Annotated in this window: 20 protein-coding genes; 7 read left to right on the top strand and 13 right to left on the bottom strand. The window is 59.2% G+C overall.

The features are described from left to right. Positions 1–324 precede the first annotated feature (324 nt). The 3 genes from HX830_RS15670 to cysZ all read right to left on the bottom strand — a co-directional run bounded on the left by HX830_RS15670 (position 325) and on the right by cysZ (position 4,326). On the bottom strand, positions 325–1,872 hold the full coding sequence (locus HX830_RS15670) for a DEAD/DEAH box helicase (protein WP_177101089.1): 1,548 nt from the start codon (positions 1,870–1,872) through the stop codon (positions 325–327). A gap of 323 nt (positions 1,873–2,195) precedes the next feature. Beyond that, positions 2,196–3,485 (bottom strand): DUF6538 domain-containing protein, encoded by a 1,290-nt coding sequence (locus tag HX830_RS15665; RefSeq protein WP_177101087.1) that lies wholly within the window; start codon positions 3,483–3,485, stop codon positions 2,196–2,198. Between the two features lie 85 nt (positions 3,486–3,570). Then, entirely contained in the window at positions 3,571–4,326 is a 756-nt protein-coding gene (gene cysZ, locus HX830_RS15660; RefSeq protein WP_177101085.1) for a sulfate transporter CysZ, read from the bottom strand. A 300-nt stretch (positions 4,327–4,626) separates the two neighbouring features. On the opposite strand from cysZ, the gene trxB reads away from it, so the two are divergent. Beyond that, a complete protein-coding gene (gene trxB / locus HX830_RS15655) occupies positions 4,627–5,589 on the top strand; it encodes a thioredoxin-disulfide reductase (RefSeq protein ID WP_177101083.1) in 963 nt (320 codons plus the stop codon). Between the two features lie 54 nt (positions 5,590–5,643). Here the strand turns inward: trxB and HX830_RS15650 are convergent, their stop codons facing one another. The 7 genes from HX830_RS15650 to HX830_RS15620 form a co-directional block, all read right to left on the bottom strand. Continuing rightward, positions 5,644–6,894, bottom strand: a complete 1,251-nt coding sequence (locus HX830_RS15650) for a 2-aminoadipate transaminase (RefSeq protein WP_177101081.1) — start codon at positions 6,892–6,894, stop codon at positions 5,644–5,646. A 124-nt stretch (positions 6,895–7,018) separates the two neighbouring features. Beyond that, positions 7,019–7,357 (bottom strand): HopJ type III effector protein, encoded by a 339-nt coding sequence (locus tag HX830_RS15645; RefSeq protein ID WP_103496555.1) that lies wholly within the window; start codon positions 7,355–7,357, stop codon positions 7,019–7,021. After that, a complete protein-coding gene (locus tag HX830_RS15640; RefSeq protein ID WP_103496556.1) occupies positions 7,350–7,646 on the bottom strand; it encodes a DUF1244 domain-containing protein in 297 nt (98 codons plus the stop codon). Before HX830_RS15640 ends, HX830_RS15645 begins: the two co-directional genes overlap by 8 nt. Before the next feature lie 74 nt (positions 7,647–7,720). Continuing rightward, on the bottom strand, positions 7,721–8,092 hold the full coding sequence (gene folX, locus HX830_RS15635; protein WP_103496557.1) for a dihydroneopterin triphosphate 2'-epimerase: 372 nt from the start codon (positions 8,090–8,092) through the stop codon (positions 7,721–7,723). A 2-nt stretch (positions 8,093–8,094) separates the two neighbouring features. Then, positions 8,095–8,655: a GTP cyclohydrolase I FolE gene (folE, locus tag HX830_RS15630; protein WP_103496558.1), complete on the bottom strand. Its 561-nt coding sequence runs from the start codon at positions 8,653–8,655 to the stop codon at positions 8,095–8,097. Positions 8,656–8,679: 24 nt separating this feature from the next. Next, a complete protein-coding gene (gene folM, locus HX830_RS15625; RefSeq protein WP_152740039.1) occupies positions 8,680–9,390 on the bottom strand; it encodes a dihydromonapterin reductase in 711 nt (236 codons plus the stop codon). A 102-nt stretch (positions 9,391–9,492) separates the two neighbouring features. Then, the gene (locus tag HX830_RS15620; RefSeq protein WP_103496560.1) at positions 9,493–10,062 is read right to left on the bottom strand and encodes an antibiotic biosynthesis monooxygenase; all 570 of its coding nucleotides are present in this window, start codon (positions 10,060–10,062) and stop codon (positions 9,493–9,495) included. A gap of 211 nt (positions 10,063–10,273) precedes the next feature. On the opposite strand from HX830_RS15620, the gene HX830_RS15615 reads away from it, so the two are divergent. After that, on the top strand, positions 10,274–11,245 hold the full coding sequence (locus tag HX830_RS15615; RefSeq protein ID WP_103496561.1) for a MerR family transcriptional regulator: 972 nt from the start codon (positions 10,274–10,276) through the stop codon (positions 11,243–11,245). A gap of 44 nt (positions 11,246–11,289) precedes the next feature. On the opposite strand, the gene HX830_RS15610 is transcribed toward HX830_RS15615, so the two are convergent. After that, positions 11,290–11,754, bottom strand: coding sequence for a PAS domain-containing protein (locus HX830_RS15610; protein WP_103496562.1), 465 nt, complete (start codon positions 11,752–11,754; stop codon positions 11,290–11,292). 158 nt (positions 11,755–11,912) lie between these two features. On the opposite strand from HX830_RS15610, the gene HX830_RS15605 reads away from it, so the two are divergent. After that, complete coding sequence (locus tag HX830_RS15605; RefSeq protein WP_152740037.1) at positions 11,913–12,365, top strand: flavodoxin; 453 nt, start codon at positions 11,913–11,915, stop codon at positions 12,363–12,365. On the opposite strand, the gene HX830_RS15600 is transcribed toward HX830_RS15605, so the two are convergent. After that, positions 12,349–13,245, bottom strand: coding sequence for a LysR family transcriptional regulator (locus tag HX830_RS15600; RefSeq protein WP_103496564.1), 897 nt, complete (start codon positions 13,243–13,245; stop codon positions 12,349–12,351). The genes HX830_RS15605 and HX830_RS15600 overlap by 17 nt on opposite strands. A gap of 97 nt (positions 13,246–13,342) precedes the next feature. Here HX830_RS15600 and HX830_RS15595 point away from each other — a divergent pair, with 97 nt between their 5' ends. The 4 genes from HX830_RS15595 to HX830_RS15580 all read left to right on the top strand — a co-directional run bounded on the left by HX830_RS15595 (position 13,343) and on the right by HX830_RS15580 (position 16,378). Then, positions 13,343–13,729 (top strand): CidA/LrgA family protein, encoded by a 387-nt coding sequence (locus HX830_RS15595; RefSeq protein ID WP_177101079.1) that lies wholly within the window; start codon positions 13,343–13,345, stop codon positions 13,727–13,729. Beyond that, entirely contained in the window at positions 13,719–14,405 is a 687-nt protein-coding gene (locus HX830_RS15590) for an LrgB family protein (RefSeq protein ID WP_177101077.1), read from the top strand. The genes HX830_RS15595 and HX830_RS15590 overlap by 11 nt, the downstream gene beginning before the upstream one ends. A gap of 117 nt (positions 14,406–14,522) precedes the next feature. Next, on the top strand, positions 14,523–15,305 hold the full coding sequence (locus HX830_RS15585; RefSeq protein ID WP_177101075.1) for a class II aldolase/adducin family protein: 783 nt from the start codon (positions 14,523–14,525) through the stop codon (positions 15,303–15,305). Positions 15,306–15,466: 161 nt separating this feature from the next. Continuing rightward, positions 15,467–16,378 (top strand): SDR family oxidoreductase, encoded by a 912-nt coding sequence (locus HX830_RS15580; protein ID WP_100941749.1) that lies wholly within the window; start codon positions 15,467–15,469, stop codon positions 16,376–16,378. Between the two features lie 160 nt (positions 16,379–16,538). Here the strand turns inward: HX830_RS15580 and HX830_RS15575 are convergent, their stop codons facing one another. Further along, a complete protein-coding gene (locus HX830_RS15575) occupies positions 16,539–17,324 on the bottom strand; it encodes an N-acetylmuramoyl-L-alanine amidase (protein WP_177101073.1) in 786 nt (261 codons plus the stop codon). Between the last annotated feature and the right edge of the window lie 75 nt (positions 17,325–17,399).

Raw genomic sequence — 17,399 nt, 5'->3', positions numbered from 1 at the left:
ATAGACCCATATGAACCGATTGCTATTTTAAGGTTTGATAGAATTCAAACGTTTCTAGTGTTTTTTAGATGTGTTCGAAGATCCAAACCATTGTCTGAGAACTGATGACTCTAGTAGTCTTGAAGTCTAGACGTATTGTTCTGTTCAAATATTGAGGTTTGGCGCTTCGCGACGTCATGCCTGCGGCATTCCGTTTGTCTTTGTTGTTGGAATACCTGTTCTGGTTCTAGAATGAGCTTGAACGATTTTAGCTGTGATTTGTAAACGGATGCCTTATAGGTTTTTAAGGGAACTGTTTACTTTTTAGAGTAGTCAGGTTCGGGTTTACAACCATTCCTCAAGGGTGTTGAATGATTTTGAATTAAATGTTTCAGTAATAGCCTGGCGAAGGAGTTTCGCATAATTGGAGATGGTCATTTTGTTCAGCCCAGTTATCTTTGCTACATCAACCTGTTTCATGCCTGCTTTAAGCAGTTCAAGAGCTAAATCTTTTTTAGGGTGAGGGGTAGGCCCGGGTTTTTTCTTCACTTTGTAAGTTTTGGCCAAGCTCTCGTCGATAATTGCATTCGGAAGATATGTTTTTTGCAAAAACTGTGCGGTTGCGGTGTCTTGGACATATAGATTGATAGGGTTGTCAATTTCTTTGTTTCTCAGTGAGGTGCGAAATACATTCTGTAAGGTCATTTCCAGTTTGTGTGTGAATTTCCAAGCCTTTTCCAGTTCCTCAATCGATCTATTGTATTTTTTAGCAATGAATTCAAGAGACCTGCGGGCAATCGGTGTCGGGTTGCCATGGAATATCGTGAATGCGTTATGTATATGGCTCAAGTGATTAAGGCCACGGCTATCAATTTTGCATTGTTTGAGTTTGTTGCCATGCGCTTGTTGTCCCCAACTGTACGAAAACATCAGGCACTCTTGTTTCTCACCTAAATGACTGTCTATCAATTTCGTAATGGAATACAAGGTTTTGTGACCTTCATCGGATGTAGCATCCACTGAGTCCAAGACCCCACGGGAACAGTAGTTGTCGTCAGATAGCATAGGGTAGATAGTTACATCTTTGCAGCTTTTGACATTGTTTGGTGCGAAGTACGATTTTTCATAAGTAAAACCGTTCGCCCGTGCAAACCAATCAAATAATGATCCATCAAGGGTAGCTGAAAGTAGATGTACTTCTCGCACAGCATGGAGTCGTTCAAAGAATCCATATTCTTCGACAACGCGAATGATCGTTTTTTGATCATCCTGGGTGGGGTAATTTTTTTCGTTTTTATTTTTATTTATATCAACAAAAACAGGGGTGTCATCCAAAATCGCTTCATAAATAATATGCGTGGGTTTCGCCAGGGTGCTGTCGATTCTATTGTTGTTTGTTCCGTTGGCTTTGTTGAAGGTTTTTACTTCGGTTTTAATAAGTTCTTGCATGCCGGTTTTGGCCTTCATTTGACCATCAATGTTTTCGACAAGCTCCAGTCGCTTTAGTTGTGTGTTATCGAATGTGACATGTCTAAGATTAATTGGCATTGGTAGTTCGTCAATGATAATGGTCCAGCTTCCTAAATGTGTTGTTGAACACTTTTGGAAGCTTGCATGTTGGCAGATAATAAGATATTTGTTTTCTTTAGGGTTCAGCATTTTATTCAACATGGCTTCTGCAGAGACCCCGTTTCGTGAATCAATTTTGATTGGTTGAATGTATTTGCTGACTTTGTTGATATCATCAAAAACCTGATCGGCAAGTGCAAATGTAGGTGCAACATAAAGGACTTTCTTTCCAAGGTTTAGCATCCCTGGGATTTCTGCAAGGGCTGCTTTTGTTTTGCCTGTCCCGGGCATTGCGATTGCTATATTAATAATTTTGTTGGTCATTACGGTATATGCCTTTTTTAGGATGAGTTGGCCCTGGCTGATAGCGATGATTGTTTATCGTTTTTCAGTTGGAGGGCGTTGGAGATGGGGCCATAATACGACGATTTTAGTTGATTCTAAACAGAATCAATGAGTTATTTTTTTTGTGGGGGTATGAGTAGTAGTGAAAGAGCTTTTGTTTATGTTGCCTAGTAACTTGGTCGAATCGTTATGGGCGCTGTTTTGTTGGTGGTGTACTGTGGTGTTAATTATTTGTTTTTGATTTGATGTAATTGTCTGGGGTGCCTTCTCGGTGGAAACAGCTTTGAGATGCCCCCCCTTTTTTATTTTCCGGGGATTAGTCCGGCGTCCCTCGCAATACTCGGAATCTTCTGGATTTCCTCTGCCATCCGGGACAAAGGGTTCACTCCATAGCGATCACCTTCATTCGTGCATGCGTGACCGGTGATCCAATCGCTGACTTCTTTGGGTATCCCGTGCTCCCTGGCAAGCGTTTTGAAGCTGTGTCGAAAGCCGTGAAGCGGATTGCAGTCTGGTCTGTATACCCCGCAGCGTTGGCTGATCGGACGCCATGTTTTGGATACGATCCCCGCAAAACCGTCAGATACCTTGATCAGTTGTGGAAAAACCCTTGAGTCAGGTTCTCGGCCTAGCACCAGTGTCAGTAAGCCCAGGACGATCAAATCGTCATGAATTGGGATTTCCCTGCGGCTACTGTCGGTTTTGACTGATTTATCTGGACGGTCATCGATGATTCTGATGAACCATTGGCTGCTTTCGTGTTGGTGGAAATCACCGACATACAGTTGAGCTATTTCCTCCCTGCGCGCACCTGTATACGCCGCAATCAATGGTAGCCAGAACACGGCATTCCCTGGACGGCCTTGTGCATACCTCAGTCGCTGAAATTCAGGGTGGCCAAACAGAGTGATCAGCTCATTCCAGGTGTAACCCCTGTTGTCGTTTAGGCGGCGTTTGGGTTTGCTCGGGCCTAGACGCTTGTGAATGCGAGAGACGAGGACGGGGTTCGATTCGAGCAAGCCGGAATCCACCGCGAAAGCCAGAACCGATGACAGCCTCGCCAGCAACAATCGCGTGGTTGAGGTCGCAAGTGGTCTTTCATCTGCGTCTTTAGGTTGGATGAGATCGGCCGCAAACGTATGGATGTCAGAAGGTTGAATCGCCGTAATGGGTTGGTCTCCCATCTTCGTGATGAACCGATTGACGGCACGGCCATAATCGACTGTATGACGCTGTAGAACGTATTCAGACCTGCCAGACATCGATACGGACTGGATGTAGCGGCCTAACACCTGTGACAGCTTTACAAGGGGTTCTGGGGACGTGGATAGCGCTAGTCTAGGTAAGGTCGGCGGGGGTGTCTCTGGTTGGAACCATTCGATGCTAAGCCCATTGCGGGCATCACTGAATACGCGTTCGGATTCAGTAAAAGCGATGGCGAACGCGGCCTTGGCTTGGTGGTGATTTCGTGTCTTCAGCGAGCGACGAATTTCAGTTTTGCCGATCACTTGTCGGAGGTCGTCCGGCACCCTACGTCGAAGGTAATAGATACCCGAATCAGGGTGCCGGAACGGTTGGGCTATCAGTGCCATGTGTACCAGCCTTGTGTATCAGTGGGCTGGGAAAGGGCAGTTCAAGCGTGATTAGCGAACGGTCTCTAAAGGGTTTGCGGGCGCCTCAGCGCCGTTCGCCGGCCAGGGCCTCGTCACCCCGCTCACGGACCCAGAACAAGGTCGCCCCGGCCACCGCCGCCGGCATCATCAGCAGGTTGACCACCGGTACCAGCAGCACCAGGTAGACGATCCCGCCAAAACTCATGCACTGCCAGCGTTTCTGCCGCAGCCAGGCGAGCATGCCCTGCCAGCTCAGCTTGTGGTTGTCCGCCGGGTAGTCGATGTACTGGATCGCCATCATCCACACCCCGAACAGCAACCACAGCGGTGCGGCGATGATATTCACCACCGGGATGAACGACAGCACCAACAGCGCGATGGCCCGCGGCAGGAAGTAACCCAGCTTGCGCATTTCCCGCGCCAGGGTGCGGGGAATCATCGCCAGCAGTTCGGCCCAGCTGAAGGCCGGGAAATTGTCGGTGCCGCGCACCACCACTTCGACTTTCTCGGCGAGAAAACCATTGAAGGGCGCGGCGATCACGTTGGCAATCATGGTGAAGGTGAAAAACACCATCAGCACCACCAGCGCCACGAACAGCGGCCAGAGGATGTAGTTGAGGAAACTCAGCCAGCCGGGCAGGGTCGGCATCAGCGTATCGACCCAGAGACTGAAATAGTGGCCGGCCAGGTAGATCAAGCCGACGAACAGCACCAGGTTGATCGCCAGCGGCAGCAGGACGAACAGGCGCAGGCCCGGGCTCAGGACCAGCTTCAGGCCCTCGCGCAGATATTGCGGGCCGGACAGGACGGGTGCGGGCATAACGTGCTCCGAGATGGGGGAAACGCGCCGACCTTACCGGCTTTGCAGGGCCGGTGAAAGGTTCGACATTTGCAGTAACAAGGCGTCTTGAAGAACACCGTTCAGGATAGAGACCTGCTATGAGCTGGATTGTTATTGCGTATTTCCTTAATCTTCGCCTCCTCGATACGCTGCACCTCATTATTTTTCAGGACTGTGTGCTACAAGCCTTCCCCAAGTGCTTTCGCAGTCCTTTTTTATTCCAGCCGGTCCGCCGGCGTTCCGCACCGGTAGCTGACGGGCGGTCGATAGGAGTGAGTCATGTCTGAAGTACGCCATTCGCGAGTGATTATTCTCGGTTCCGGCCCTGCCGGTTACAGCGCCGCGGTCTATGCCGCGCGCGCCAACCTCAAGCCGCTGCTGATCACCGGCATGCAGGCCGGCGGCCAATTGACCACCACCACCGAAGTCGACAACTGGCCCGGCGACGTGCATGGCCTGACCGGCCCGGCGCTGATGGACCGCATGAAAGAGCACGCCGAGCGTTTCGAAACCGAAATCGTCTTCGACCACATCAATGCGGTGGACCTGGCGAAAAAGCCCTACACCCTGGTGGGCGACAGCGGCACCTTCACCTGTGACGCCCTGATCATCGCCACCGGCGCCAGCGCTCGTTACCTTGGCCTGCCGTCGGAAGAGACGTTCATGGGCAAGGGCGTTTCCGCTTGCGCCACCTGCGACGGTTTCTTCTATCGCAACAAGGAAGTCGCCGTGGTCGGTGGTGGTAACACCGCCGTGGAAGAGGCGCTGTACCTGGCCAATATCGCCAGCAAGGTGACCCTGGTGCACCGTCGCGAGACCTTCCGTGCCGAGAAGATCCTGATCGACAAACTGCATGCCCGCGTCGCCGAGGGCAAGATTGTCCTCAAGCTCAATGCCACCCTGGACGAAGTCCTGGGCGACAACATGGGCGTCACCGGTGCCCGTCTGAAGAACAACGACGGCAGCTTCGACGAGCTGAAAGTCGACGGCGTGTTCATCGCCATCGGCCACACCCCGAACACCTCGCTGTTCGAAGGCCAGTTGGCGTTGAAAGACGGCTACCTGGTGGTGCAGGGCGGCCGTGAAGGCAATGCCACCGCCACCAGCGTGGAAGGTGTGTTTGCCGCCGGTGACGTGGCCGACCACGTTTACCGTCAAGCCATCACCTCGGCCGGCGCCGGCTGCATGGCGGCCCTGGACGCCGAGCGCTACCTCGATGACCTGCAGAACGCTTCGTTCTGATTGCATCGTTATGAAAAAAACCGGCCCCGGCCGGTTTTTTTCTGCCCGCGGATTTCAGGTAAGCCTGGCCAGGCACGCCTCGAGGATATCCAGCCCTTCCTCCAGCACTGCCGCCTCGGTGGTCAAGGGGGCCAGGAGGCGAATGATGTGCCGCGACTTGCCGCTGGGCATCAGCAGCAAACCGGCCTCGCGGGCCAGGGCCAGCAATTGCGTCAACTGTGCCGACGCAGGGCTGCCGTCGGGGTTGATCAGCTCGATGCCGCGCATGGCGCCAACCCCGGTCAGGCGCCCCAGGTAGGGTGAAAGCTGCTTGGCGCGCCAGGCCTGGTGACGCCCGATAATCGCCTCTTCCTGTTGCGCGCCCCAGGCCTGCAAGTTCGCATCAGTCATTTCATCCAGGGTTGCCAGGGCCGCGGCGCAGGCAATCGGGTTGCCCGAATAGGTGCCGCCCAGCCCGCCTTTGGGCAAGGTGTCGAGCAGCGCTTTGCGGCCGACCACCGCCCCCAGCGGCACACCGCCGGCAATACTCTTGCCCAGCAGGATCAGGTCCGGCTCAATGCCCAGTCGCGAGAATGCAAAACGCTGGCCGGTGCGGCCGAAACCGGACTGGATTTCATCGATGATCAGCAGGATCTTTTTCTCATCGCAGAAACGCCGCAGGGCCTGGGCGAACTCCACGTCCAACGCCAGGAAGCCTGCTTCGCCCTGCACCGGTTCGAGGATAAAACAGGCGACGTCCTCGACATCGATTTCGACGCTGAACAGCCGCTCCATGGCCTTCAGCGCCTCGGCGCAGGTCACGCCATTGTCCTGGCTGGGGAAGGGCAGGTGATACACCGGCCCGGGCAGTACCCCGACTTTCTGTTTGTAGGGGGCCACCTTGCCGTTGAGATTGAGGGTGGCGAGGGTGCGGCCGTGGAAGGCGCCGTCAAAGGCGATCACGGCGGTGCGACCGGTGGCGCCACGGACGATCTTCAAGGCGTTTTCCGCCGCCTCCGCGCCGCTGTTGGTGAGCATGCCGCTGACCGGGTAGGTCACGGGAATAAACGCCGTCAGGCGATCCATCAGTTCGAGGTAGGGCGCATGGGGCGCGGCGTTGAAGGCGTAGTGGGTCAGCCGGGTGGCTTGTTCGCGAATGGCCTCGACGATACGCGGGTGGCAATGGCCGAGGTTGAGTACGCCGATGCCACCGACAAAATCGATATAGTGTTTGCCGTGGGTGTCCCAGACCTCGGCGTTCTTGCCGTGGCTGAGGCTGATCGGGTGAACGATGGAAATCGACTGGCTGATGGTTTCGCTGCTCATGGAGACCTGACTCGAAAGAAGGAAGACTTCTTTTTATCTAAGCCGTGAGCAGCGGTCCCCGGCAAACGAAATAAAGTCGCCGGGTCAATCTTAAAAGTTGCGATGTGCCGGCCGGGCGCTTGAATCAGCGCCGGGTCAGCGGCGCCTGGGTGAACTTCACGCCGGCCAGGCCGTGGGCAATCAACGCGCGGATATTGCCGTGGTCGCTGCCTTCAGGGGTGGCCAGGACCGAACGGTAATGCTCGCCGAAGGCCAGCAAGGTTTCCTGGTCGCTCAAGCCTTCCAGCAGCGCCAGGCCCAGGGTCTTGCACGAGCCTTCGTTCTGCCCGGCGGCGTTTTCCACGCCGCCGTTGTTGAAGGCTTGTGGCTGATAGTCGTAACCGGCGGCCACGAAAGCCAGGGTGTCGGCAAAAACATGTTCGCCGCTGTTGAGGCTGGCGCGCAGGGTGTTCAAATCACTCATGGGGTTTTCCTTTGGCGAACGCCGCCTGTTGTTCGGCGCTGGCTTCTTGCTGGTATTGGGCCTTCCACTCGGCATAGGGCATGCCGTAGATGACTTCACGGGCATCGTCGAGGCTGACCTCGACCCCGCGTTCGTCGGCTTCGGCCTTGTACCACTTGGACAGGCAGTTGCGGCAGAACCCGGCGAGGTTCATCAGGTCGATGTTCTGCACATCCTTGCGGCTGTCCAGGTGGGCGACCAGCCGGCGAAAGGCGGCGGCTTCGAGTTCGAGGCGTTCTTGCTCGGTCATGATGGGCTCTGTGCGGGTGAAGTAGGGCGCGATGATAAGAGCCTGGCGCGGCGAACGCCAGACGGCTCAGTGGCTCAACGGCTCGCTGCGAGCGTAATCGACACCGACTCGGCAAAGCGCAACGCATGGGGCTTGTCGACTTCGACCTCGGCATAGAGCACGGCTTCGTTGCTCATCACCAGGTCCAGCAGTTCCTGGGTCAGGCGTTCGAGCAGGGCAAAGCGATTGCCCTCCACATGCTGGATGATCGCCTTGGTGATGGTGCGGTAGTTCAGGGCGTGATCGATGTCGTTGTCGCGCACCGCTTCCTGGGCCGCATAGAGGATGGTCAGGTTGATCCGCACATCCTGCTTGTTGAGGATCTCGTCCTCGTTGATGCCGATAAAGGTACGCAGGCACAGGTCCTTGACCCGAATGCGTGCCATGCCGGGTTGAAGTTGTGGCATTGCTACTTGCTCCGTCCAATCAGTTGCAGGAACTCCATGCGGGTGGTGCTCGAGTCGCGCAGGGCGCCGAGCATCACCGAGGTGTTCATGGTCGAATTCTGTTTTTCCACGCCGCGCATCATCATGCACATGTGCTGGGCTTCGATCACTACCGCCACGCCGGCGGCCTGGGTCACCTGCTCGATGGCGTCGGCGATTTGCCGGGTGAGGTTTTCCTGGATCTGCAGGCGGCGGGCGAACATGTCGACGATCCGGGCGATCTTCGACAGCCCCAGAACCTTGCCGGTGGGCATGTAGGCGACATGGGCCTTGCCGATAAAGGGTAGCAGGTGGTGTTCGCACAGCGAGTACAACTCGATGTCCTTGACGATGATCATCTCGTCATTGTCGGAAGCGAACAACGCGCCGTTGACCACCTCGTCGAGGCTCTGCTCATAGCCATGACACAGGTACTGCATGGCCTTGGCGGCCCGTTTCGGGGTGTCCAGCAGGCCCTCGCGGTCGGGGTTTTCGCCCAGCCCCAGAAGGATCTCGCGGTAATGCTCGGGCAGTGTGGCACTCATGGAAAGGATTCCTCGCGGGGCGGCTTATTTAAGGTGCCGGCCGCCGTTGACGGTCAAGGTTGTGCCGGTGACATAGGGGTTGTCCAGCAGGTAGCGCAGGCTCTGGTAGACCACCCCGGCTCCGGGCTCGATACCCAGGGCCGATTTGGCCAGGGTCCTGGCGCGGTACGCCGCGTCGTCGTCGGGGTTGAACATCAGCAGCGCCGGCGCGATGCCGTTGACCTTGATCCGTGGCGCGTAGCGGGCCGCGAAGGACAGGGTCAGGCTGTCCAGGCCGGCCTTGCTGGCGCAGTAGGCCATGTGCTGGCTGCTGCCCTTGCGGGTGACATCGTCGCTGATGTGCACGATATCGGCCATTGGCGAGCGTTCCAGCAGTTCGGCGCAGTGCAGGTTGATCAGATAGGGCGCGAGCATGTGCAGGCTGAACATCTGGGTAAAGGCCGCGGTTTCGTTACCGGGAGTTTCCGCCAGCCAGGCCGAGGCATTGTGGACGATCGCCCGCAGGCAGTCGGTGTGCTGCTTCAGCGTTTCGATAAAGGCCAGGATCCCGGCTTCGCTGGAGAAATCAGCGAACAGCGCGGTGGCGCCGAGGTCGCGCAGGGCCTGGACGCCTGGGCGCTCGCTGCGATAGCTGAAGATCACCGGGTAGCCGTCGGCCAGCAGTCGCTCTGCGCAATGCAGGCCGACACGCTGGCCGGCGCCAGTAATCAGGATGGGGGCACAAGACGATGGCATCGAAGGCTCGTGGCAGCGGTGGAGAGGCGTCGGTTGACGTTGAAGTCAAAGCTATACCAGCCACACCGCTTGTACAACTGCCAAGCCGGATACTGCGTACCGTCAATGCCGGGCAGTGGCCGTGTCGCCGGGCAGCGCCTTGGCCTGGGTACTGTGCAACCAGCCCGCGAGGAGGTGGGTCGACAGCGGAATGAAGAAGTAGACCATCAGCGGGGTCAGCACCAGGGTGCTGACCAGTACCCGTGGCAGCAGATTCAGCTCGGCGAGCAACGGCCCGAGGCCAAAGTTGAACAGTAGCGACACGGGAAAGAACGCCAGCCAGATCGCCACCGCCTGCTTCCAGCGCGGTGGACGTTGGCCGACGACGCCGAACCAGCCGTCGATGCCACTGACCCGGCGCTCCTGTGGCCCGGCGAACAGGTCGCTGCCGCGCGCCAGCCAGGCCTTGCGTGAAGCGGAGTGCTCCCAGGCGCCCAGGGTCGTGGCATCGCTGAAGCGGAAAATCATCTGGAATTCGTTGTCCCCGGGCGGCGGGGCGAGCACGCCGGAGCCCAGGTAACCGGGGAAGTCGGTGGCGAGCAGTTCGCCTTCGTGCAACCAGGCGAGCAGGTCCTGGTAGCGGCCATCGGCAACGCGACGGGCCACCATCATGGTGACGGGTGAGGTAGACATCATGTATCTCCGTAAGACAAGCATGCCGCCCGGATAGGGCTGATGCGCAACGCAGCGCCGGGGTGGTGGGCTGCGTGTTTGGACAGGCAAGAATTATTCCCTATTCCCGGGAAATGCACCAAGCCAGTAAGTCGCATTGCGTATGATTTGCAGGGTGTTGGATCCAGTGGGCTAGAATATCGGTTAAATCCTACCCATAAATGTGTGACAGATGCCCGTCATGACCGAACTTGAACCTGCCGCGCCGCTGTTGCGGGCGCTGAAACAGGAAGAGTTGTTTCCCATTCGCGAAGTTTCGCGCCTGACCGGCGTCAATCCGGTCACCCTGCGGGCTTGGGAGCGGCGCTACGGTTTGATTCAGCCGACCCGCACCGAAAGTGGGCATCGGCTCTATGCCATGAGCGATATCGAGACGGTCCGCACCATCATGGGCTGGATCGAGCGCGGCGTGGCGGTGAGCAAGGTCGGCAAGATCCTGGCGAAGACCGCTGCCCAGGCAGCGCCCATTCACACCCCTTCCGGCATTGCGGTGCAATCGATTGCCCAGACGGAATGGGACGATTGGCAGACGCAATTGCGCGCGGCGGTCAGCGCTTTCGACGAACCGGCCCTCGAACGTCTCTACGGACAGGTGTTTTCCAGCTACCCGCTGACCGTGGTGTTCCAGAATATCCTCCTGCCCCTGTGGCAGCGCCTGCAGTTGCAGAGCGGTGAATTCGGCCAGACCAGCGAGTGGCTGTTTCTCGATACCTTCCTGCGCGCGCGGGTCCTGCAGCGCCTGCACGTGGTTCGCGGGCTGCCCTCCCAACGCATCGTGCTCGCCGCTTTACCGGATCAATGTCGTGAGCTCGAATTGTTGGTGGCCGGCCTGTTGCTGGGTGACGGCGACCGCTGCGTCAGTGTCCTGGCGGTTGGCCAGCCCTTCGATGAACTGACCCTGGTCTGTGAAAAGGTCCGGCCCGAGGCGCTGGTGCTGTATTCCAACCGTTCGCCGACGACGGATCTGCCACGCCGCCTCAACCGCCTGGCGCTGTCGGTGGACTGTGCGGTGATGTTGGCCGGGGATGTCTCGGAACTGTTACAGGAGCGCCTGGAAGGCTCAAGCATCGGTTGCCTGGGCAATGACGGCCGGCTGATGCGCCGGCGCCTGCAACAACTGTTGGCGGGTCGCCTCGACACCTGATCGCCGCTCAGGCGTCTCCTGCACCGGCCGGCCGCGCTGATCGGTCATGGCTGGTTTGTGCCTGCCGCCTTGAGCGCCGCCAGTTGCGCCTGGACCTCGGCCAGTTGCGCTTCCAGCTGGGCCACCCGCTGCTGCGCCTTGACCTGCACCGTCACGTCTTTTTGCACGCCGACGAAGTAGGTCAGTTGGTCGCTTTCGTTGAACACCGGGGACAGCGACAGCTCGTTCCAGAAATGGCTGCCGTCCTTGCGGTAGTTACGCAGGATCTGCCGGCACGGCTTGCGGGTGTGCAGGGCTTCGCGGATCAGTTCCAGCGCCGGCTGGTCGCGGTCGCCCGACTGCAGGAAGCGACAGTCCTGATAGAGAATTTCTTCGTTGGTGTAACCGGTCAGGCGTTCGAACGCCGGATTGGCATAGATCAGGATATGGTCTTCGCCTTCCTGTTCGGACACCACGATGCCGTCGTTCGACGCGTCAATCACCATTTGCAGCAGTTTGGGATTTATCATTGTTCAACGCCCGCGCAATCCATCGACATGTCCGGCAAAGTTTAAGACATCGTCCTGAATAATCCATCCCATTTGCGAGCGGCGAGGGGCGGGTTTTGTGAGAAAGTCTCTCATCTGCTGGTATCCTGGGTTTTTTATCAAGCATCAGGATCAGATTGATGAAAGTCGCCATCCTTTCCGGCTCGGTCTACGGCACTGCCGAAGAAGTTGCCCGCCACGCTGAAAAAATCCTTCGCGAGGCCGGTTTCGAGGCCTGGCACAACCCGCGGGCGACCCTCGCCGATGTTCAGGCCTTTGCCCCGCAGGCCTTCCTGGCCGTGACCGCCACCACCGGCATGGGGGAGTTGCCGGACAATCTCCAACCTTTGTACAACGCCATCCGCGACCAGCTACCGGCGGCGTGGCGCGGCTTGCCGGGCGGAGTGATCGGCCTCGGTGATTCCAGCTACGGCGACACCTTCTGCGGCGGCGGCGAGCAAATGCGCGAGCTGTTTGCCGAGCTGGGCGTGCGCGAGGTGAAGGACATGCTGCGCCTGGATGCCAGCGAAAGCGTCACCCCGGAAACCGACGCCGAGCCCTGGCTGGCCGAATTTATCAGCGCGTTGCGCTGAGGCTGGGTCGCTCGCGCGCCAGCGCCAGCCAGGCCTGGGCGGCCTTGGACAGGTAGGCGCCGCGCCGCCAGACAAAGGCGATGTCCCAGCGCAGGTCGGTGGGTGAGCTCAAGGTCAGGCGCACCACCCCGGGCCGTATCAGCGAACGCGCGACCACGCTGGGCAACAACGCCACGCCTTGCCCGGCGGCCACCAGTGCGGCGAGAAAGTCCGCCTGGCCGCTGCGCCCGCTCTCCTTGGGGGTGAACCCGGCTTGCCGGCAGGCCTCCATCAACCGGTGGTTGAGTACGAAGCTGCGCTGGTACAGCAGAAACGGCGTATCGGCCAATTGTTCCAGGCGGATGGAGCCTTCCTCGGCCAGCGGATGATCGGTCGCCAGCAACACATCCAGGGGCTCATCGCAAAACGGCTGGTAGTCGAGTGCCGGATCGCTCGGCTTGAGGCCCGCCCCCAGTTCCAGCTCGCCGCTCAGCACCGCCGGCTCGATCGTCAGGCTACCGCCTTCAAGCAGGTGAATGCTGATATTGGGGTAGCGCCGTCGGTACTCGGCGAAGAGGCTGGCGAACAGGGCCTCGCCGCCCAGTTGCGGCAAACCCAGGCGCAGTTCACCGCGGGCCAGGTGGCTCAGGTCATCCAGTTCGCTGAGCAACTCGTTGCGCAGGCGCAACATGGCTTCGGCCCGTTGCATGACCACGCCGCCCGCCGCCGTCAGCAGGACCCGCGAGCCGTGGCGGTCGAGCAACGGCGTACCGAGGTCGTGCTCGAGCTGGGCGACCTGCTTGCTCACCGCCGACTGGCTGATGTGCAGGGTTTTCGCCGCCTGGGTGAAACCGCCTTGGCGGACCACCTCGATAAAGCTGCGCAGTTGCTTGAATTCCATGGCCTGATTCCAAAGTGGAATGGCTGCCAGTCTAACAATTCGCTTTTGGGATGACAGTGACAACTTTAAAATCGGCTTCCTGAGAGGACTGAATCCGATGAACCGTCTGTTGCTGAAAAAATCCTGCCGCTTGCTCGCCGAACTGGCCGTGTTGCTGGGGCTCTATCAGCTGGGCACGCTGTTCGCCGTCTGGAGCCACTGGCCGATTCCCGGCGGGGTGATCGGCCTGGCGCTGCTGTTGCTGGCCTTCGCCACCGGCCGGGTCAAGCCCGCCACCCTGCAACTGGGGGCCGGGCTGCTGATGGCGGAGATGTTGCTGTTCTTTATCCCGGCGGTGATGAGCCTGCTGGACTACGGCGCCATGGTCCGTCAGGACGGCTGGCGGATCCTGCTGGTGATCGGCGTCAGTACCCTGGCGGTGATGCTGGCGACGGCCTTTACCGTCGAGTTTGTCTGCCGCTGGAGCACCCGCCGTGAAGCTTGAATGGATGTCGCTGTTCTGGCTGGGCCTGACCCTGGCGGCCTATGTGTTCAGCCGCTGGGTGTACGGGCGCACGGGTCGCTATCTGCTGTCGCCGCTGATCCTGGTGCCGTTCGTGCTGCTGGCGGTGGCGCTGCCGCTGCACACGGCGTACGCCGAATATTCGCGCGATACCCACTGGCTGATGCTGATCCTCGGGCCGGTCACCGTGGCCTTCGCGGTGCCGATCTGGCAGCAGCGGCAGATGTTGATGCGCCATGGCCCGGCGTTGCTGCTGGGGATGCTCGCCGGGAGCGCGGCGTCCATCGGCACTTCCTACGGATTGGCCAGGGCGCTGTCGCTGGATAACAGCCTGGCCCTGTCGCTGGTGCCGCGCTCGATCACCACGCCCTTTGCCATGCCGCTGGCGCAGGACCTCGGCGGCGTGCCGGAACTGACTGCGGTGTTCGTGATGGTCACCGGGGTGTTCGGGGCATTGCTCGGCGGGCTGCTGCTCAAGTGGTTGCCGTTGCGCAGCAGTCTGGCCCGCGGTGCGTTGTTCGGTGTGGGGGCCCACGGTGCCGGGGTCAGTCGCGCCCGTGAAGTCGGTGGCGAAGAGGGCTCGGTGGCGGGCCTGGTGATGGTGTTGACCGGTTTGCTGAACCTGTTTGCCGCACCGCTGTTGGCGGCAGTGATCTGATGGCTCGCTGACCCGCTGAGTCATCAAGCTGGCTGGCAATGCGACTCCGTCGGGGTAACCGGCTGTTCTAGACTGGTCGGTACTAGAATAAAAACCGCAAACCCCGAGGTCAGTGCCGTGAACGCAGCCCCTGTTACCGCCGCACCCGATGTGAAGAGCCAGGTCAGCGCCGCCGAATGGCAGACCCGCGTGGACCTGGCGGCCTGTTATCGCCTGGTGGCGATGCACGGCTGGGACGACCTGATCTTCACCCATATCTCGGCCAAGGTGCCGGGTACCGAGGATTTCCTGATCAACCCTTATGGGCTGATGTTCCACGAGATCACCGCGTCGAGCCTGGTCAAGATCGACCAGGCCGGCAACAAGCTGTTGGACAGCCCCTACGAGATCAACCCGGCCGGCTACACCATCCACAGCGCTATCCATGAGGTGCGGCACGATGTGACCTGCGTGCTGCACACCCACACCGCCGCCGGTGTCGCGGTTTCGGCACAGCAGCAGGGCGTGTTGCCCATCAGCCAGCAATCGCTGTTCGTGCTGTCGAGCCTGGCCTATCACGCCTACGAAGGGGTGGCCCTCAACCATGAGGAGAAAGCGCGGTTGCAGGCCGATCTCGGCGAAAACAACTTTCTGATGCTGCACAACCACGGCCTGCTCACCTGTGGCTCGACCATCGCCGACACCTTCCTGATGATGTTCACCTTCCAGCGCGCCTGCGATATCCAGGTGCTGGCGCAAAATGGCGCCGCGCCGCTGATCGTCATCGAGCCGCAGATACTCGCCGGAGCCAAGGCCATGGTCGCCGCGGTCACCCGTAGCGCCCAGGGCATGGGTGGGGCGCTGGCCTGGCCGGCGCTGCTGCGCAAGCTGGACAAAGAGGACTCCGGGTTCCGGCTCTGAGGCCGCTGCTCGGCGTGCGTCAACAGGGACAGTCGCGGCCAGGGCCGGACTATCCCTCTGCCTTATCGCGTACCATTCAGCCCTGGCCGACTTTATTGTGACCAAAGGCCGGGTGTCAGACACTCGGCGTCTATTTCCATCGGCCCTGGCTGGAGTCCTGTATGAGTGAGTCTGTGCGCTTCGAAGATAAAGTGGTGATCGTCACTGGCGCTGGCGGCGGCCTGGGACGTGCCCATGCACTGCTGTTCGCCCGCCATGGGGCCAAAGTGGTGGTCAACGACCTCGGCGGCTCGGCCCACGGCGAAGGCGCCAATGCCTCGGCGGCGGACAAGGTGGTGGCGGAGATTCGCGAGGCCGGCGGTACCGCAGTGGCCAACCATGACTCGGTCACCGATGGCGACAAGATCGTGCAGAACGCCCTGGATGCCTTTGGTCGTATCGATGTGGTGGTGAACAACGCCGGCATCCTGCGGGACAAGACCTTCCTGAAAATGGAGGATGCCGACTGGGACCTGGTTTACCGGGTGCATGTCGAAGGTGCCTACAAAGTTACCCACGCTGCCTGGCCGCATATGCGTGAGCAAAACTATGGCCGGGTGATCTTCACCGCATCGACTTCCGGTATCTACGGCAATTTCGGCCAGTCCAACTATGGCATGGCCAAGCTTGGCCTGTATGGCCTGACCCGGACCCTGGCCATCGAGGGGCGCAAGAACAATATCCTGGTCAACGCCATTGCCCCGACGGGTGGCACGCGCATGACCGAAGGCCTTATTCCGCCGCAGGTCTTCGAGCTGCTCAAGCCGGAGCTGATCAGTCCGCTGGTGGTATTCCTCGGCAGTGAGCAGTGCGATGAAACATCCGGCCTGTTCGAAGTCGGTGGCGGCTGGATCGGCAAGACCCGCTGGGAGCGCAGCCTGGGTGCCGGCTTCGATCCGCACAATGGTTTTTCCGTGGAAGACGTGGCGGCCAGCTGGAAGCAGATCTGCGATTTCGACGGTGCCGTGCACCCGAAGGACACGCCTGAAGCCCTGCGGGAAATGATGGCGAATCTGCAGAAATACATGGCCTGAAAACAGGGCTGCCTGACACAACGCAGCATCTGTAGGAGCTGGCCTGCCGGCGATAGCGGCCGCGAGGGCGATACAAGGCTCAAAGTCCTCATCGCCGGCAAGCCGGCTCCTACAGGGGGGGTAATAACCGGACAGGGCCAAGCCCTGCACCGGTTTTGCCTCAGTTGGCCTGTATTGCCCCCGGGAAGTACTTCTCCACCAGTGCCGCGAGGATGGCCGCGGTCTCGGCATCCAGCACCCCATCGTAATTCTCCGCTCGGAAATGCAACTGGAAGGCCCTGACCAGTTGGTTGAATCCCGTTTGCGTGTCGGCTCCCGTCACGTCATACCCGTACTTCTTGAACCGCTCCAAGGTTGTTTTCTGAGGGGGCAGGCCCGCGCGCAGATAGTGCTGCAGGTAGCGGTCGCGGGTGCTTTCGTCAAACCAGGCGCCGATGCCCGACAGGTACAGATCGTGCCAGGGAAAGGCGGCTCCCGGATCACTCTTGCGGCTCCAGGCGATATCCGAATGTCCGACCACCTGGGTGGGCGTGATCTCGGGATAACGGGCGAGGATATTCAGCGACAACCGCTTGAGCGCCTCGATCTGCCGGGGCTCATAGGGCGGAAAATGAAACTGCCCCCCGCTGTCTGAAGCCAGGTTGACGATCTCGATGCCGATCGAAGTGTCGTTGAGCTGCGTTCTGCCGGCCCAGGCACTGGCACCGGCATGCCAGGCGCGCTTGTCTTCGTCGACCAGATTGAAGATTTCCTGCTCCTTGAAACCGGCCTGGAGATAGCTCGGGTCGGTGACATCGGGCACCAGGTAATGGCTGCTGACCTGGGCGCCGGTGAGGGCCTTGACCGAGCTGGCGAAGTCGATGGCGGTGTAATGCAGCACCAGAAAGCGAACCCTGTCGTTGAAACCCCGGGTGCTGCGATAGGTGTTGTAATTGATCGATTTCATAAGCGACTCCTTCCCTATCCCGTGATGTTGTTGAGTGGAACAGGGTGAGTCGTGGTGTTGAGCCGGGATAGCGGT

It is taken from the genome of Pseudomonas gingeri (assembly GCF_013385425.1).
GTDB lineage: Bacteria > Pseudomonadota > Gammaproteobacteria > Pseudomonadales > Pseudomonadaceae > Aquipseudomonas > Aquipseudomonas gingeri_D.
This window is presented reverse-complemented; position numbering and strand designations above follow the sequence as displayed.

Bases quoted from the DNA above. Each gene is read 5' to 3' on its own strand.
- HX830_RS15670 (WP_177101089.1), bottom strand. From the start codon at position 1,872: ATGACCAACAAAATTATTAATATAGCAATCGCAATGCCCGGGACAGGC.
- HX830_RS15665 (WP_177101087.1), bottom strand. From the start codon at position 3,485: ATGGCACTGATAGCCCAACCGTTCCGGCACCCTGATTCGGGTATCTAT.
- cysZ (WP_177101085.1), bottom strand. From the start codon at position 4,326: ATGCCCGCACCCGTCCTGTCCGGCCCGCAATATCTGCGCGAGGGCCTG.
- trxB (WP_177101083.1), top strand. From the start codon at position 4,627: ATGTCTGAAGTACGCCATTCGCGAGTGATTATTCTCGGTTCCGGCCCT.
- HX830_RS15650 (WP_177101081.1), bottom strand. From the start codon at position 6,894: ATGAGCAGCGAAACCATCAGCCAGTCGATTTCCATCGTTCACCCGATC.
- HX830_RS15645 (WP_103496555.1), bottom strand. From the start codon at position 7,357: ATGAGTGATTTGAACACCCTGCGCGCCAGCCTCAACAGCGGCGAACAT.
- HX830_RS15640 (WP_103496556.1), bottom strand. From the start codon at position 7,646: ATGACCGAGCAAGAACGCCTCGAACTCGAAGCCGCCGCCTTTCGCCGG.
- folX (WP_103496557.1), bottom strand. From the start codon at position 8,092: ATGCCACAACTTCAACCCGGCATGGCACGCATTCGGGTCAAGGACCTG.
- folE (WP_103496558.1), bottom strand. From the start codon at position 8,655: ATGAGTGCCACACTGCCCGAGCATTACCGCGAGATCCTTCTGGGGCTG.
- folM (WP_152740039.1), bottom strand. From the start codon at position 9,390: ATGCCATCGTCTTGTGCCCCCATCCTGATTACTGGCGCCGGCCAGCGT.
- HX830_RS15620 (WP_103496560.1), bottom strand. From the start codon at position 10,062: ATGTCTACCTCACCCGTCACCATGATGGTGGCCCGTCGCGTTGCCGAT.
- HX830_RS15615 (WP_103496561.1), top strand. From the start codon at position 10,274: ATGCCCGTCATGACCGAACTTGAACCTGCCGCGCCGCTGTTGCGGGCG.
- HX830_RS15610 (WP_103496562.1), bottom strand. From the start codon at position 11,754: ATGATAAATCCCAAACTGCTGCAAATGGTGATTGACGCGTCGAACGAC.
- HX830_RS15605 (WP_152740037.1), top strand. From the start codon at position 11,913: ATGAAAGTCGCCATCCTTTCCGGCTCGGTCTACGGCACTGCCGAAGAA.
- HX830_RS15600 (WP_103496564.1), bottom strand. From the start codon at position 13,245: ATGGAATTCAAGCAACTGCGCAGCTTTATCGAGGTGGTCCGCCAAGGC.
- HX830_RS15595 (WP_177101079.1), top strand. From the start codon at position 13,343: ATGAACCGTCTGTTGCTGAAAAAATCCTGCCGCTTGCTCGCCGAACTG.
- HX830_RS15580 (WP_100941749.1), top strand. From the start codon at position 15,467: ATGAGTGAGTCTGTGCGCTTCGAAGATAAAGTGGTGATCGTCACTGGC.
- HX830_RS15575 (WP_177101073.1), bottom strand. From the start codon at position 17,324: ATGAAATCGATCAATTACAACACCTATCGCAGCACCCGGGGTTTCAAC.